The sequence below is a fragment of the Pseudomonas tumuqii genome (assembly GCF_013184545.1).
Lineage (GTDB): Bacteria > Pseudomonadota > Gammaproteobacteria > Pseudomonadales > Pseudomonadaceae > Aquipseudomonas > Aquipseudomonas tumuqii.
On record NZ_JAAOJA010000014.1, the window covers coordinates 1 to 15,871 of the forward strand.

The window sequence follows — 15,871 nt, forward strand, 5'->3', positions numbered from 1 at the left end:
AGTAGTGAAACGATGCATCGCCGATGGTAGTGTGGGGTTTCCCCATGTGAGAGTAGGTCATCGTCAAGCTTATATTCCAAACCCCCCATCTGCGTAAGCAGGTGGGGGGTTTGTCTTTGCGCGGGATTTACAACAAGCATTAAAAAGCCACCTGCAGGTGGCTTTTTAATTGTTGTGGCTCGATCAGTCTCCGCGGTATTCGCAGCCACTGGTGCAGGTTTCGTGGATCCGGATGCGGGACAGCTCGGGAAGGAGAGGTTTGAGTTGTTGCCAGATCCATTTGGCGATAATTTCGCTGGTGGGGTTTTCCAGACCGGGAATATCGTTCAGATAGTTATGGTCGAGTTGCTCGTAGAGTGGCTTGAAGATCGCTTTGATCTCAGAAAAATCCCGAATCCAGCCGGTGTAAGGGTCGATCTCGCCTTCGATATAGACGGCAACGCGGAAGGAATGGCCATGCAGGCGCCCACATTTATGCCCCTCGGGTACATGGGGAAGGCGGTGGGCCGCTTCGAAAATAAACTCTTTGAACAGTTCCACGGGTTGTCTCTCTGAAAATACGCGGTTGCACGCACCGCTCCGATAAAGGGTGATATTACCAGCTCTGCTTGGCTAACGTCGCGGTGCTGCCCTGTGCTGGTCGTACAGGTGCACCAGGCTGCCTCAGCAGTGCTGCAACGCTACTTGGTTGCATTTTGCCGGTTTCTCTCCTGCCGATAAACGCTGACAGCTTCATATACCGCCTTCCTCAGTCGGTTGATCCCGCCTATGGGGCGATGCTCCGGTAGTGAGTGCCAGGGATTGAATGACAGATTGTCGCAAAACAGATTTTGCTCGCGGCTATCGAAGTCTTGTGCCGGGAGTTCGATCTTGGCGACTGTCTCGAATGGCGTGATCGATTCGTCCCACTCGACGCTAGGATCTTCGATTGGCATGTAGTACGCAGGGTTCTGTCGCTGAACCTGCAACGCAAAGCAGGCAGGAGTGCGGTCAAGCGAGAGCTGTTGGTAGAGTGCGCTGCGCAGGAAGTTGGGCAGATCCTTGTTTGGCGTAGGCAGCGCATAGTCCGGGCAGCTTTCCGGTGTCGGGATTACGCGATACTTGATGTTGTGCGGGCCAAGCTTGAATGGAGCGATGGAATTGTAGGTGGTCGCAACCGGGCTCTGCGGAGCGGGCGCCAAGGTCTTCAGGGCAATGATCAGATGACGAATTTCCCAGTTCCGGGGATCCCAATCCGGGAAGAATGCCAGTGCTTTCTTGCCCTCGGCTTGAGCGGCGAAGTTGCTTTTGTACTCGGCTACATCACGGACGAAGAATGCAGGGTGATTGAACATGACAAAATCTTGTTCGCTCGTGTGCGCAGGGCTGCTCAAGAGTTTTTCACCTGGCACATCGAGCAGTTTGAGGGCCATGCCTCGGGCATCGCGGGCACGGTCGAATTGCGGGTAGGCGTTGCCGTTGGATAAGCGCACCCAGGCTTGCCAGGTTTTTCCTGGTTCGCTGAGTACGCCATGACGAAGACTGCTATCGAGGTCACTGAGCACTGTTACTTGTGCCTTTACACAGCCGTGGGCCTTGGCATGGGCATCGCGAAGGACACGGGTGTTATCGCGGTGTTGTTCGACCACTCGGATAGCATCTTCGATGATGCCCTGGGTAAGCGCTGCTTCACCTGGCGGGATTTGTTCCTCGCTGGAAACCGGGCCAGAGAATTTCCAGCTGTAGTACGCGGTACCCATGCCCCAGGCGCTCAGGCCGACGATCAGTAGCAGCAACAAGAGCTTACCGAGCCAGCGGCCAAACCAGAGCCAGAGTCGATTGAGCATGGCGCTAATCCTTGTTCGTTATTGTGATTCCTGTTGGCAGCTACCGACTCTGCCGTTTCTGGCGCTTGTAATGGGTCAAGCCTGGCACTTGGGCCCAGGGTTCCAGGGTTTTGCTTTGATCGGTTGCAGCCGGGCTTCGAACTCTGGGTTGCCCAGTACCTTGAGGTATTCGAGCAGCGCCCAGCGCTCTTCAGGCTGCAGCGCACGGCCGATCACGCCGTCCTGGCGACAGCCTTCGCGAAATTCATGGCCACGGTTGCTGTTGCCGCTGATGCTGGCATCGAATAAGAAGCCGCCCGGGAATTCATCGCTGTCGAAGCCGAGGTGCTTTGGGTTGTACTCGAAGCTGCCGACCCAGAATTGAGTTTGCCGCTCTGAAAGGGGTGATAGTAGTTGGAACAACGTAGGAACCGAGCCGTTGTGCAAGAACGGCGGGGTGGCCCATATGCCGTGCAGTGGCCGGGCCTTGTAACCACGTTTTTCTTGCACGCCAATGGGCAGCCCGTAGCCGTTCATGCGCCAGCGTTCGCGAGGCTGGATACCTGCGTTCTCGTAGGCGCGGTTTTCGACGTAGGCGGTGAGATAAGCCAGGCCCTTGGCGCTGGAGATGCTGCGCAGATCAACGTCATCCAGACTCGTGCCAAAGAGGCGGACATCCAGCTTGCTGAGTTCGGCTTTAGTCCAGCCGAGTTTGCTTATATCGAAGCGGTGATCGGCAATATTGTCGGCGGTGGTTGGATCTGTGCCGATTATGTCGGTTGGCACGATGCGCATGCGCCATTCGGGATCGCGTGCCGGCGCCAGGCGTTCGGCGCGCGGCTTGGGCTCGGGGGCGTGACAGTAGGCGCAGTTCTCGGCGAACAGGGCGCGGCCTTGGCTGGCCAGTGGCAGGTCGATCTTGCCGAAGATTTCCTCGGGCCAAGTTGGCGGCTTCAGCTTCTTGAGGGTTTCCTCCAGAACGTACAGGTCGTGCGGGCGTACGCTTGACGAGTATCGCTCGGCTTCTGGCACAGGATGTCCGTCGGCTTGCAGTAGCTGCAAGGTTGCGCCTACCCCCAGTGCTTCGCCGATATTGCGAGCCATGGGCTGCATGGCTGAGCCATTCCACTGCACCCAGTCGAATTTCCAGATATCCCAGACTTGCGGGTAGCTGACCGGAGCGTTGGCGACCCTGTAGTTACTGGCGTCGATAGCATCACCGAAGACACTGTTGGCGATACGGCCAAAGGCATCGGTACGGCCAAAGCCTTCCTCGGTCGGGTAGAGACCGCGATGCCAGTCGTTGAATGCTGTGCCGAGCAACCGGTCGAGGACGACTTTGAAGTCCTGGCGCAGTTGATCGCGGCCTTGCTGATAGTGTGCGCCGAGTACAGTTTTGGCAAAACGCCTGAATTTCAAGGGATTATAGTAAGTGAAGGCCATGCTCATACCGAGTGACTGGCCAAAGCTGCCGCCCCTCAGGGTTGGCACGGTCGAGGCGAGTGAATGCAGCGCTGCGCCTCCGTCGATGCGCACGGCCTGTCCTTGGTAGCGCAACTCGCCGGTGTGGCAGGCCGCACAGCTTATATCCAGGTAATGAGTGGACGTCTCGCTGTCTTCATGGCGGACAAAGCCGACCGGTAGATTGGCCGGGTTGTGGGCTGTCGGCTGCTGTTCGGGGTCGATCAGAAAACCAAAGCGCGCCAGATATTCTGGCGCAGCAAATTTGTCTCTACTCAGGGGCAACTCAAGGGCGCTGAACCAGTCATAACGCAAGCCTTTAACTTGCGTACCCTGAGGCGTGTAGTAATACGTCTGGCGCTGCTCGTCGCTCCATTGTTCGAGGTAGTGGAGCTTGTCCGGTTTCTGGTAGCTGGGCAGGTTGGGATAGGCAATGAAGTAGACCCCCAGGGCCAGAGCGAAAACGAGAATCACCAGGGATCCGGCGGCCACTACACGAAGCATACGCATCAGACACTTCCTTGTTGCATTCTTGTTTTCTGACTTTATGCCAAGCTGGAGAGCTGATGGCAAGCTGCCTTCACTTATTATTTCTCAGAGGAGTTCCGTTGGCTGAAAAGTATAAGCTGTTGCATTTCTAATCCATGACCTTTGCCCAATACGTGAATAAGTAGCAGGCTGTCGTGGCATTAAATCGAAAATAAGGAGTAGGCAATGCACCCCTTCGAGGCCGAAGAACCACCGCGGTTGGCAATTTTGCTCGGTTATGCCGGGTTGCTTCCCTTTGTCAGTGGGGCGCTGGGGATCTGGGTGATTCCATTGGGGTGGCGTCCCTTCGTGCTAGAGGCATTACTGGATTTTGCAGCCTTGATCCTGGCTTTTATGGGGGCGATCCATTGGGGCCTGGCGATGCGGGCCGAGGAGAACGATGAGCAAGCGCAAATTCAGTTAGGCTTGTCGGTGATTCCGCCATTGCTTGGCTGGTTAGCTATTTCTGCAGGGTTGCCGATGGGGTTGGCTTTGCCGACACTTCTGGTCGCGTTCGTAGGCCTTCATTTTGCTGATGTGCATGCGGTCAAGTTGGGGCTGGCTCCTCGCTGGTATTCGAGTCTGCGTATGCCGTTAACCGTGGGCGTATCACTCAGCTTGTTATTGGCCTGGGCCAGTGTGCTGGTCGCATGAGTTCAGTCCTTCACTGATGCATACCCGCGCGACTCGAGTCGTTGCTCCTAGTCACAGGGTAATCCCAGAGAGCGTTGTCCAGGCTGGCCAAACGCCGGTCCTGAGGTACTGCTCATGGTCATTAGAATGATTGTTGAGTTCTAGCTGGATGAGCCGGTATCGATGGTTGCGCGAGCGGACCTGACGCTAACACGCCAGGCTGTCCGCCTGACGATAGAGCATCAACAGTTTGCGGGTGATGGTCTGTTGAATATCGTCGCGCTCGAACGAGGACAGCCGGCTGAGGCGGGTTACTTGCAAACGGTGCAGGTGGATATACGGCATCTGCTGATCGAACTCGCGCAGATCGCCCTTCATCATGACCGGTAGAAAGACATCACCGGCTTTCTTCTGGTTGCTGATGATCTGTGCCAGCGCGCGTTTGAACGGCATGGTTTTAGGTGCGGGGCCACCGTCTTTTATCTGGGTGGTCAACAGCAGACCCGGTTTCCCCAGCACCACGCCCGGCAGTACGCAGAGTCCGGTTTTGCGCACGGCGTGCGCCTCGATTCCGTGCAGGGTGTCATGGAATGCATAGGGGTTGGGTAGCACCACCATCTTGCGTCCCTGGTCATGGGGGAAGTGCAGGTTGTAGTTGGTATAGAGCTGGCGAACGGATTCGGAATAGACGCACAAGCGGTTTTCGAACAGCTTGATGAAGCGCTCAGCCAGCTCGCGACGGGCCATGGTATCCAGATCCCAGATCAAATCCTGGTTCTGTGGCCGGTCGAGGTCAACTTCCTGATGTTCCATGCCGCTCATTTATACCTCATACGCGAAACTGGCCCAGTAATCGATTGAGCTGCTCAGCCAGTTGGCCAAGACGTTGACTGGCCTCGCTGGACTGTTCGGCTGCCAGTGCATTGCTGTGGGCTAAACCGGCAGCCTGGGTGACATTCTGGTTGATATCTTCGACCACCTGCGACTGTTGCAGTGTGGCACTGGCGATCGAGGCATTCAAACCGGTCAGGTTGCGCAGCGACTGGGCAATTTGTCCCAGGCTCTCACCAGCCTGGCTGGCTTGCTCGACGGTGAGTTGTGAGGCGCGGCTACTATCGTTGATAACTTTCACTGCGGCTTCTGAGTTGCCTTGCAAGCGCTCGATCATACCCTGAATTTCAGCGGTCGATTGCTGGGTGCGTTGAGCCAGCAAACGCACTTCGTCGGCGACCACGGCAAATCCGCGACCTTGCTCGCCAGCGCGGGCGGCTTCGATCGCAGCATTGAGGGCGAGGAGATTGGTCTGTTCGGCAATCGAGCGAATTACTTCCAAAACGCTGCCTATCTGCGTGCTTTCCAGGGCCAGCTTTTGAATCACCTCCACAGCCTGATTGATAGTGCCGGACAGTTGGCTGATCTGCCGCAGGCTGGCATCGATGTTCTGCTGGCCTTGGCTCGCCTGGGCTTCGGCGGCATGTACTTCACTCGACGCATGTTCGGCATTTTTCGCGACGTCCTGTACGCCATAGGTAACCTGGTTGATCGCGGTGGCCACGAGTTCCATCTGCTGGGATTGCTGCTGACCGTGCTGCTGGGCCTCGCGGGCAATTGCGCCGAGCGAGCGTGCCGCTTGATCGAGGGCACCGGCGGAGTCGAGTGACTGGTGGATCACGCGGCGCAATTTTTCGGTAAAGGCGTTGAAGTGCTTGGCCAGAGCAGTCAGTTCGTCATTGCCGTTAGTATCCAGGGATTGGGTAAGATCGCCTTCACCGCTGGCGATGTTGGCCATGGCGTTGACCGCCTCCTGCAGGGGCCGGGCAATACTGCGTGAGATCAGGGTTACCAGCAGGGTCATCAGCAGGGCGATCGCGATACCGATAGCGAGTGCACGCAAGGCTTGCGCCTGGAATTGCGCCTGCACGTCATCGACGTACACGCCTGAACCGATGATCCAGCCCCAGGGTTGGAACAGGCTGACGTAGGAAACCTTGGCTATCGGGTCGCTCGAACCCGGCTTGGGCCAACGATAATTAATCAGACCGGCGCCCTTGGTTTTGCTGATCTGCACCATTTCATTGAACAGTTCCTTGCCGTCCGGATCCTTGAGGCCGGAAAGATTCTGCCCCTCGAGCTTGGGGTTGGTTGGGTGCATGACCATGGTTGGGGTCTGGTCATTGATCCAGAAATACTCCTGGCCGTCGTAGCGCAGGCCACGGATCACTTCCTTGGCCTGCAGCTGCGCCTCCTCACGACTGAGCGTAGTGGCTGTCTCGAGGCTGTGGTAATGGGCGAGAATGCCGGCCGCGCCCTGCACCAGGTGCTGGGTTTTCTCCTCTTTGGCGGCATACAGGTCGTGATGAATCTGTTGCAGCATAACCGCACCGAGAATGAACAGCATGACGATGGCGACAACGAGAATAAGCCACAAGCGACGGCTGATGGATAGGCTGCGTAGGCTGTTCATAGAAGTGCTCTCTCGGTTTTCGTTCTGGGGGCGGGGCGCGTCCCGGAATATACGGAAGGCGTCACTTGCGGTTCTAGATCATTCAGCAATTGAAGCGAGGCACTGGTCGACGTCGCGATTCACTCGGATGTGCATGAGTTGGCTCTAATACAGCAATAGAGCCTGTGTCTCTGATAGCATTTCGGCCCCCGGGGCAAAAACCTGAGGTTTACCCCCAGCTTTTTTCTGCGTCATTGGCGTCTGAGCGTAGAGCCTGAGTCAATAAGACGCGGCAGTGTTGTTGGTTATTCATACATTTATGTAGTTCGTGCGGAACATGCCGCGCGCCTTAGGAGCGTTAATGGATCTTTGGATCGCCGTGCAGTCGTTGGTTTTGGGTATTGTCGAGGGTATTACCGAATTTTTGCCGATTTCCAGTACGGGTCATCAAATCATAGTTGCCGATCTCATCGATTTTTCCGGTGAACGGGCTAGGGCTTTCAATATCATTATCCAGTTGGGCGCCATCCTGGCGGTGGTTTGGGAGTTCAGGCGCAAGATCATCGAGGTGGTGGTCGGACTGCCACGGGTGCCTGAGGCGCAGCGTTTCACCGCTAACCTGTTAATTGCCTTCCTGCCTGCGGTGATTCTCGGTGTGAGCTTCGCCGACCTGATCCACCAATACCTGTTCAACCCGATTACCGTGGCTGCCGCGTTGATAGTGGGCGGCATAGTCATGCTCTGGGCCGAGCGGCGGGAGCATGTTATCCATGCCGAAAGCGTCGACGATATGAACTGGAAGGATGCCCTGAAAGTCGGCCTTGCCCAGTGTCTGGCGATGATTCCGGGTACCTCGCGTTCCGGCGCGACTATTATCGGCGGCTTGTTGTTCGGCATGTCACGCAAGGCGGCTACCGAGTTCTCCTTCTTTCTGGCGATGCCGACCATGGTTGGCGCGGCGGTGTATTCCGGCTACAAGTACCGCGAGCTATTCCTGCCAGCGGATTTGCCGGTGTTCGCCATCGGTTTCGTGACCTCGTTCATCTTCGCCATGATTGCCGTGCGCGCCCTGCTCAAGTTCATCGGCAACCACAGTTATGCGGTCTTCGCCTGGTATCGCATCGGTTTCGGTGTGCTGATTCTGGCGACCTGGCAACTGCATCTGATCGACTGGAGTACCGCCCAAGGTTGAGCGTGTGAGGCTGCATTCGGCGGATTGATAAAAGGCGCGCTGCTTGGCGCGCCTTTGTCATAGTGAAGCCCGCTCATGGAGGCGTTATGAATTCGCTGGAACACCAACTGCTCGACGTCAACGGCATCACTCTCAGTCTCTACAGCGCGGGGCCTGCCGATGGTCGCCCGCTGTGGTTGCTGCACGGCTTCCCCGAATGCTGGCACTCCTGGCGTCAGCAGATCGGCCCCTTGGCGGCGGCCGGTTATCGGGTGTCGATCCCGGAAATGCGTGGCTATGGGCAAAGCAGCGCGCCGCGTGAGCCAGCGGCTTATGACCTGATTACCCTGTGTGGCGATATCCAGGCAGCCATGGACCTGCTCGGGCACAGCGCGGCGTGCGTGGTCGGCCATGACTGGGGCGCACCGGTTGCCTGGCATCTGGCGTTATTGGCGCCGCAGCGGGTAAAGGCGGTGGTTGGCATGGCCGTACCCTTCGGCGGGCGGCCCAGGCAGCCTGCGATCGACATGATGCGTCAGCACTATGCCGAACGCTTCCATTACATCCTGCACTTCCAGCAACCCGGGGTTGCCGAGCGGGAAATGGACGCCGATATCCCGCGCACCCTGCGCATGATGATGCACAACACCTCTGCCGCCGTACCCAAGGACTTCTTTCTTCAGGAAAAACCGGCCGGTGCCGGGTTGTTCGACGGCATGCAGGACCCGGGCACATTGCCGGCTTGGTGCGATGCCGAGGCGTTCCGCCACTACCTGGAGACCTTCACCGGGCGCGGTTTCCATGGCGCACTCAACTGGTACCGCAACTTCGAGCGCAACTGGCAGCGCACCGAGGCGTTGGCTGACAAGCACATCGAACAGCCGGCGTTGTTCCTGCTCGGTGACAAGGACCCGGTCGGCACCCTGGAAGCCTATACCCTCAAGCAGATGCCCAAACGCATCGCCAACCTGGAACAGCACCTGCTGAGCGATTGCGGCCACTGGATCCAGAACGAGCAGGCCGCCGAGGTGAATCGGCTATTGCTGGCGTTTCTCCGGCGGCATTACAGCGCTTGAGCCCGCTAGAATAGGTTTTTTCAGTTAAGGACTGGCCGCCATGGAGCAGCGCGGGCTGTTGCGCAATTGGGACGATGACAAGGGCTTCGGCTTTATCCAGCCGCAGCAGGGTGGGCCGGAGGTGTTTGCGCATATCTCGGCGATGCGTGGCGATCGGCGTCCCGTGGCTGGCGACCAGGTGCTGTATATCGCCGGCAAGTACCGACACGGGCGTGCGCGTGCCGAGCATATACGCCTGGCGGGCGATTTGGCCCTCGATCAGCCGGCCATCCGGCACAAGCCGCGGTCCGCCCAGTCGACCGGCGCGGTGGGGCGCCAATCCACTCAGGCAAAGGTAGGAAGTGAGGCTTCGCCGGCGATTCAGCATCTCGGCCTGAAGGTGCTGCTGTTTGCCGCATTGTGCGGGCTGCCGTTGTTCGGCGCGCTGCAGCTGCTGGTGAACTCGGGCTTGAACTGGCCACTGCTGGGGTATGCCGCCGCCAGCCTGATCAGCTTCGGGCAATACTGGCATGACAAAACCCGTGCGCAGAACGGCGGCCGGCGCACCCCGGAGAACAGTCTGCACCTGGTCGAGTTGCTGGGTGGCTGGCCCGGTGCCTTGCTGGCTCAGCAGCACTTTCGCCATAAAACCCGCAAGGCGTCTTATCAGTGGGTGTTCTGGACGATTGTCGCGGCGCACCAGGCGTTCTGGGTCGATTGGCTGCTGCTGGACGGCGCCTATTTCGGCGAAGTGCTGCGCGCCTATCTGCAGCGCTAATGGTCAAAGGTCGAGCAGCAGGCCCGCTTGCAGACGTTTGGGCAGCCTGCGTACCACCAATTGGTGCGAGCGGGTCAGCAGTTGCCAGAGTTCGTCGTCACCGAGGGGCGGATGCGCGCAGCTCATGCTGATCCAGTGCGCCCGTGCCAGATAGGGTGCCGGGCGGATGCCGGGGCGGTCGACGTAACCGAGAAACAAATCACTGTCGACCTTGAACGCCAGCTCATGGCCGAGAAAATTGAGGATGGCGAACATCTTGTTGCCCGCCACGGAAAATACCTGGTTGTTGCCCCACTTGAAGTCTTCACGGGCACCGGGCAGTTGCAGGCAAAAAGCCGCTATTTCCTGTTGTTTCATGTGCATCGAGCCTTGCTGCGGGTTCTCTAGCTAAGCTAGCAGAGTGTTGGCCCAACCTTTAGCTCCGATGGAGATTTCCTTATGTCACTGTCCATGTATGACGCTTCGCTTCCGCTTTTCATCCGTATGCTTGGCAACCTGTCGGCGATCCTGCACAAGGCCGAGGCTTACGCCGCTGAGCGCAAGATCGAGCCAGGGGTGCTGCTCAATGCGCGCCTGGCGCCGGATATGTATCCGCTGGTGCGCCAGGTGCAGATCGCCAGCGATGGCGTCAAGGGCTGTGCCGCGCGACTGGCCGGCATCGACATCCCCAGCTATGCCGACAGCGAAAGCAGTTTTGCCGAGTTGCAGGCGCGTATCGCCAAGACCCAGGCATTTCTCGGCAGCGTTACCGCGGCGCAGCTTGAGGGCAGCGAAGGCAAGTCGATCACCCTGAATTTTCCGGGTACGGAGTTGAAGTTCACGGGGCAGGAGTACTTGCTGCATTTCGTCCTGCCAAACTTCTATTTTCACCTGACAACCGCCTACGCGATCCTGCGCCACAACGGCCTGGATATCGGCAAGATGGATTTTCTTGGCCGGACTTGAATGCCAGGGTGCGGCAATGTCGTTACGCAAGAACCTACGGCTTGTCCGGTAAGGTGAGCGTGGCGTGTTTCGGGAGGGGGCTGGCGGGACGGGGAACGGCCTGTCCCCTCTGCTTGTTCGCCAGGCGCATAACACTTGTGCGCTGCGGCGTGAGCCGGCGGGCTAGAGCGCGTGCTAGGCTTTGTGCCGGCCTGTTCGGGCCTTATGCGAGTGCCGTCGATGTCTTCCTCTGCTGTCAGTACCCACCTCAAGCGCGGCACCCCCGCCTACCGGCGCGCCACCTTGGCGCTGTTCTGCGCCGGTTTCGCCACCTTCGCTTTGCTCTATTGCGTGCAACCGCTGTTGCCGCTGTTGGCCGCACACTTCTCGGTGTCGGCGGCCGGTAGCAGTCTGGCGCTGTCGCTGACCACCCTGAGTCTGGCGCTGTGCCTGCTGGTATCAGGCGCGTTGGCCGAGAGCTGGGGACGCAAGCCGGTGATGGTCGCGGCCTTGGGCCTGGCCGGTGTACTCGGTATCGCCTGTGCGTTGGTCGACACCTGGGATTCCCTATTGCTGCTGCGCGCCTTGCTCGGCCTGGCGCTGAGTGGTTTGCCGGCACTGGCCATGGCCTATGTCGGCGAGGAGTTCGATCCCGAAGCGTTGCCGGCGGCAATGGGCCTGTACATCGGCGGTACGGCGCTGGGCGGTCTGCTTGGGCGTTTGCTCGCCGGTCTGCTCAGCGACATCGGCGGTTGGCCGTTGGCATTGGGCGGCATCGCCGGGATGGGGCTGCTGGCCTTGGCGTTGTTTATCTGGCTGTTGCCGCCGTCGCGGCATTTTCGTGCGCAGCCGTTGTCGCTGCGCGGGTTGCTCGGCAACTTCGCCCAACACCTAGGCAACCCGCAGCTGCGCGCGCTGTTTCTGCTGGCGTTCCTGCTGATGGGCGGCTTCGTTGCGCTGTTCAACTATGTCGGCTTTCGCCTGGCGGCGGCGCCGTTCAGTTTGTCGTCGACGCTGATCGGTTTGCTGTTCACGGTGTATCTGGTCGGGATTTTCAGTGCCGGCTGGGCCGGGCGCCTGGTGCCGCATTTCGGTGCGCGCCAGGTGCTGCAGGGCGGTATCGGCATCATGCTGCTCGGCGTCGCACTCTGTGCCACGCCCTGGCTGAGCGCCGTGGTGCTGGGCCTGGCGTTGTTCACCCTGGGTTTCTTCGCCGCCCATGCGGTGGCCAGCGGCCAGGTCGGTCAGCACGCCAAAGGCGCCAAGGCGCAGGCCTCGGCGCTGTATCTGTGCGCCTATTACCTGGGCTCCAGCGTGGTCGGCTATGCCGGTGGCTATGTCTGGGAACATGCCGGCTGGTTGCCGTTGCTGGCGGTGTTGGCCAGTTTGTTCGTGTTGGCGGGATGCTGGGCGAGACGCTTGTAAGGTTTCCCGGATTGCATCCGGGCTTGCAAAAAAGCATCGCGGGCATGGGCTAGGCGCCCCCGCCGCTCCTACGATTTCTACGTCCTGCGAGGCTTGCGCATCACCATAGGATCTACGCCCGCGCCGGGTCAGCTTTCCTGGGCGCGATAGGCGCCCGGGGTCAGCCCGGTCCATTTCTTGAACGCGCGGTGAAAGGCCGAGGGCTCGGAAAAACCGAGCTGCTCGGCGATGTCCTGGATCGGCAGGTCGTCGCGGCCCAGGTGATAGATCGCCAGGTCGCGGCGCAGGTGATCCTTCAACTCCTGAAAGCTCGAGCCTTCCTCGCGCAGATGACGGCGCAGGGTTTGCGGACTCATGTGCAGTTGCTGGGCAACCGCTTCCAGATCCGGCCAGGCGCTGCAATCGCGGCCGAGCAGGCGGCGGATCTGGCTGATCAGGCTGTCGCCGCCATCCGGGCGGGCGAGCAGATCGGCCGGCGAGTGTTCAAGGAACTGCTTGAGCGTGCGTTCGTCCTGCAGCAGGGGCATGGCCAGGTAGCGCGCCTGGAACAGCAGGCTGGTGTTGTCGGCCGCATAGCGCCGCGGGCAGGGAAACAGCAGGTCGTATTCGCCGCTGTGGGCCGGCTCGGGGTAACTGAAGGTGGCTTCCTGCAGGCGGATGCGCTGGCCGATCAGCCAACTGCCGAGGCGGTGCCAGATCACCAGCAGGCTTTCCAGCAAAAAATGATCCGGATCCCATAGGCTGCTGTCATCCACGCTCAGCCTGACCCGGTCGCCCTCGCGTTCGAGGCGGATGCCCGGCGCCTCGGGGAACAGGCTGTAGAACAGCGCGCCACGGCTCAGGGCCTTTTCCAGGGTGCGGCAGTGGATGATCGCGTAACACATCATGGCGAAGGTGCCACGCTTGCTGCGGATACGGCCAAAGCCCATGTATTCGTCGTCCAGGGTCTCCCACAGCAGTTGCAACAGGCGGGTGAATTGCTCCGGGGCAATGCGCGCGCGCGGCTCGTCGAGCAGCGCCGGCTGGATGTTCACCTGACGCAGCAGCGACGTGCAGTCATGGCCCTGGCGCTCGGCGCCGCGCAGGGCCGCGCGGACGAAATGGCTGGCGATGGTGCGTTCGCGCATTGGCTGGGCTCGTGAGTAAGGCCGGTCGATGTTAGCAGGCCGTTGAAAAACCACCTACGTGGCCCCTTCTCGATAAAAGTGGGGGCGTTGGAAATGGCCTGCCAGCCAGCCGGGGCGTGCGCAACGAGCAGGCGTCTGCTAGACGCTCAGCTCATGATTGAGTACCGCGCAAGGCAGAGGGATTTGTTCGCGGACAAACTGTGCCAACTGTTCGGCAGGCAGCGGGCGGGCATACAGATAGCCCTGGGCCTGCAGGCAGCCCAAGCGGTAGAGCGCGTTGGCCGTTGGCGCGTCCTCGACACCCTCGGCGATGGTTTCCAGGCCCAGTGAACGGGCCATTTGCACGATGGCGGTGATGATCGCGCGACTGTCGCTGCCAGTCGTCAGGTCGCGGACAAAGGACTGGTCGATCTTCAGCTTGTCCACCGCCAGGTTGCGCAGATAGGCCAGGCTGGAATAGCCGGTGCCGAAGTCGTCGATGGACAGTCTGACGCCCATGGCCTTGATCCGCTTGAGGGTTTCCAGGACCTGGGCGGTATTGTCGAGCAGGCTGGATTCGGTGATTTCCAGTTCCAGCATATGGGCGGGCAGTTGTGAGCTGGCCAGGGCTTGCAGCACCAGCCGTTCGACGTTGCCATGCTGCAACTGGATGGCCGAAAGATTGACCGCAATCTGCGGGATGACCAGGCCGGCGCGGTGCCAGGCGGCCGCCTGGGCGCAGGCGTGCTGCAGTATCCACTCGCCCATGGGCACGATCAGGCGGCTTTCTTCTGCGGCAGGGATGAAGCGTCCCGGCGCGACCAGGCCCCATTCGGGATGCTGCCAGCGCACCAGGGCTTCGACACCGATCAGCGTGCCATCGCGCAGGTCGATTTGCGGCTGATAGTGCAACAGCAGTTCATCGCCCTCGATGGCCTGGCGCAGACCGTTGAGCAGGTTGAGGTGCTCCAGGGCTTCGCTGTTCATGGTCGCATCGAAGAAGCGCCAGGTCTGGCGGCCAGCCTGTTTGGCCTTGTACATGGCGGTTTCGGCATTGCGCCGCAGGCTTTCGAAGCAGTCGCCATCGCTGGGTGCGACCGCCACGCCGAGGGACAGCGAACTGCTGATAGTGCGGCCAAACAGGGAGAAGGGCTGCCGCTGCAGCGCCATGATCTTCTGCGCAATGGCGGCGGCATCGTCGGCACTCTCCAGATCGGGCAGGAGGATCAGGAACTCGTCGCCACCAGGTCGGCAGAGCGTGTCGCTGTGCCTGAGCAGCAGACGCAGCCGCTCGGCCAGCGCGACCAGCAGGGCATCGCCGTAGGAGTGGCCGAGTGAGTCATTGACGGTCTTGAAGGCGTCGATGTCCATGAACAGCAGCGCCACGTGCTTGTGGTTGCGGTGGTTGGCCGCAAGGGACTGGTTGGTGCGGTCGCGCAACAGCTCGAGGTTGGGCAAGCCGGTCAAGGTGTCGTAGAAGGCCAGGGTCTCGATTTTCTGTTCGGCAGCCTGGCGTTCGCTGACTTCCGCCGCCAGGCGCAGGTAGGGCTCGCGCACGCTGGAAATGAACACCACACGGTAAATGAACCAGTAGGAGAGCACTTTGTAGAGGTGGCCGAGCAGGCTGTAGATGTCGTTGACATTGCTGTAGGCGGTGAAACACAGCTCGGAAAGAATCGACAGGGCCACCGCCAGAAACAGGCCCCGGGCGTCGTAGGCGTGCGCGCGCCGACTGTCGCGCCAGAAGCACAGGGCGGCGGCGATGAGCACGGAGATTACTAGCCATTCGACGATGATCTTCAGTGGCGTCAGGCCCACGCCATCGATAAAGGTGCGGGGGAACAGGGCAGGATGCCAGAGCTGCAGGTAGCTGAACAATGCCGTCACCAGCAGTGCCGCGGCCAGCAGGTAATAGCGGGTTGTCGCCTTGCGCAGTGCTGTCCAGGGCCGCAAGGCCACTATCAGCAGGCAGATGGCGGCGCTCAGGCGGGCCGCGAGCCAGAAGTCGATGGCCTTTTCCGGGCTGGCCGGGGTGATGAAGTTGGGCATGCCGCGATACGACAGTACATGGGCGAAGTCCAGCAGACCTACCGCGAGAAAGCCGCAGGCCAGGATCAGCAGGTTGCCGGCGCGTTCCACCCGGTAGCTGTGCCAGGTGACGCTGAACACCAGCATGGCGACCACGATGGCGAAGAACTCGGTGGTGGTATGCAGCCAGGTTGGAAACCAGCCATGGCTCTGCTTCAGTTCGGCTGACTGGGGTAGCAGCCAGATGCTCAGCAACAGCAAGGTCAGACTGCCCAGCAGCAGATAGGTGCAGCGACTGTATCTGGTCGTGCGGTGGCCGGTAGCGAGCAACGGATCGTGCATGCGTGGTCTGCCGTTGGCGGGGACAAGGTTGCCCTGGTGGGGCTTGGTGTTGGGCTATTGCTGCATGCGGCAATCCGCGCTGTCCAGGTAATAACCGCAGTCTGCGTAAGGTTGGTTGCGACTATAGCCAATCGCGCGTGCGCTGAGAACGTGGGCGTAAGTCGTAACCCAT

At 60.0% G+C, this 15,871-nt stretch carries 14 protein-coding genes; 6 read left to right on the forward strand and 8 right to left on the reverse strand.

Going from position 1 to position 15,871, the window contains the following annotated elements:
* Positions 1–183: 183 nt before the first annotated feature.
* From queD to G9C89_RS21035, 3 genes are all read right to left on the reverse strand, one after another.
* Complete coding sequence (gene queD, locus G9C89_RS21025) at positions 184–540, reverse strand: 6-carboxytetrahydropterin synthase QueD (protein WP_172151855.1); 357 nt, start codon at positions 538–540, stop codon at positions 184–186.
* Between the two features lie 140 nt (positions 541–680).
* Positions 681–1,826: a catalase family protein gene (locus G9C89_RS21030; RefSeq protein WP_172151857.1), complete on the reverse strand. Its 1,146-nt coding sequence runs from the start codon at positions 1,824–1,826 to the stop codon at positions 681–683.
* 75 nt (positions 1,827–1,901) lie between these two features.
* Positions 1,902–3,776, reverse strand: coding sequence for a di-heme-cytochrome C peroxidase (locus G9C89_RS21035; protein WP_172151859.1), 1,875 nt, complete (start codon positions 3,774–3,776; stop codon positions 1,902–1,904).
* Positions 3,777–3,980: 204 nt separating this feature from the next.
* Here G9C89_RS21035 and G9C89_RS21040 point away from each other — a divergent pair, with 204 nt between their 5' ends.
* The gene (locus G9C89_RS21040) at positions 3,981–4,448 is read left to right on the forward strand and encodes a DUF3429 domain-containing protein (protein WP_172151861.1); all 468 of its coding nucleotides are present in this window, start codon (positions 3,981–3,983) and stop codon (positions 4,446–4,448) included.
* A 186-nt stretch (positions 4,449–4,634) separates the two neighbouring features.
* Here G9C89_RS21040 and G9C89_RS21045 read toward each other — a convergent pair whose 3' ends face one another.
* A complete protein-coding gene (locus G9C89_RS21045) occupies positions 4,635–5,249 on the reverse strand; it encodes a hypothetical protein (protein WP_172151863.1) in 615 nt (204 codons plus the stop codon).
* Between the two features lie 7 nt (positions 5,250–5,256).
* Positions 5,257–6,891: a methyl-accepting chemotaxis protein gene (locus G9C89_RS21050; protein WP_172151865.1), complete on the reverse strand. Its 1,635-nt coding sequence runs from the start codon at positions 6,889–6,891 to the stop codon at positions 5,257–5,259.
* A gap of 340 nt (positions 6,892–7,231) precedes the next feature.
* Between G9C89_RS21050 and G9C89_RS21055 the strand changes: the two genes are divergently transcribed.
* The 3 genes from G9C89_RS21055 (at position 7,232) to G9C89_RS21065 (ending at position 9,874) form a co-directional block, all read left to right on the forward strand.
* Positions 7,232–8,062, forward strand: a complete 831-nt coding sequence (locus G9C89_RS21055) for an undecaprenyl-diphosphate phosphatase (protein WP_172151867.1) — start codon at positions 7,232–7,234, stop codon at positions 8,060–8,062.
* An 86-nt stretch (positions 8,063–8,148) separates the two neighbouring features.
* Positions 8,149–9,117 carry an alpha/beta fold hydrolase gene (locus G9C89_RS21060; protein WP_172151869.1) on the forward strand — a complete coding sequence of 323 codons (969 nt, stop codon included), beginning with the start codon at positions 8,149–8,151 and terminating at the stop codon, positions 9,115–9,117.
* 40 nt (positions 9,118–9,157) lie between these two features.
* Positions 9,158–9,874 (forward strand): DUF1294 domain-containing protein, encoded by a 717-nt coding sequence (locus tag G9C89_RS21065; protein ID WP_172151871.1) that lies wholly within the window; start codon positions 9,158–9,160, stop codon positions 9,872–9,874.
* A 3-nt stretch (positions 9,875–9,877) separates the two neighbouring features.
* On the opposite strand, the gene G9C89_RS21070 is transcribed toward G9C89_RS21065, so the two are convergent.
* Positions 9,878–10,231 carry an MmcQ/YjbR family DNA-binding protein gene (locus G9C89_RS21070; protein ID WP_172152002.1) on the reverse strand — a complete coding sequence of 118 codons (354 nt, stop codon included), beginning with the start codon at positions 10,229–10,231 and terminating at the stop codon, positions 9,878–9,880.
* An 81-nt stretch (positions 10,232–10,312) separates the two neighbouring features.
* Here G9C89_RS21070 and G9C89_RS21075 point away from each other — a divergent pair, with 81 nt between their 5' ends.
* Positions 10,313–10,819 carry a DUF1993 domain-containing protein gene (locus G9C89_RS21075; protein WP_172151873.1) on the forward strand — a complete coding sequence of 169 codons (507 nt, stop codon included), beginning with the start codon at positions 10,313–10,315 and terminating at the stop codon, positions 10,817–10,819.
* Positions 10,820–11,038: 219 nt separating this feature from the next.
* Positions 11,039–12,223 (forward strand): MFS transporter, encoded by a 1,185-nt coding sequence (locus G9C89_RS21080; protein ID WP_172151875.1) that lies wholly within the window; start codon positions 11,039–11,041, stop codon positions 12,221–12,223.
* A 128-nt stretch (positions 12,224–12,351) separates the two neighbouring features.
* Here G9C89_RS21080 and G9C89_RS21085 read toward each other — a convergent pair whose 3' ends face one another.
* Positions 12,352–13,350, reverse strand: a complete 999-nt coding sequence (locus tag G9C89_RS21085; protein ID WP_172151877.1) for an AraC family transcriptional regulator — start codon at positions 13,348–13,350, stop codon at positions 12,352–12,354.
* A gap of 138 nt (positions 13,351–13,488) precedes the next feature.
* A complete protein-coding gene (locus G9C89_RS21090; protein ID WP_172151879.1) occupies positions 13,489–15,699 on the reverse strand; it encodes a putative bifunctional diguanylate cyclase/phosphodiesterase in 2,211 nt (736 codons plus the stop codon).
* Positions 15,700–15,871 lie beyond the last annotated feature (172 nt).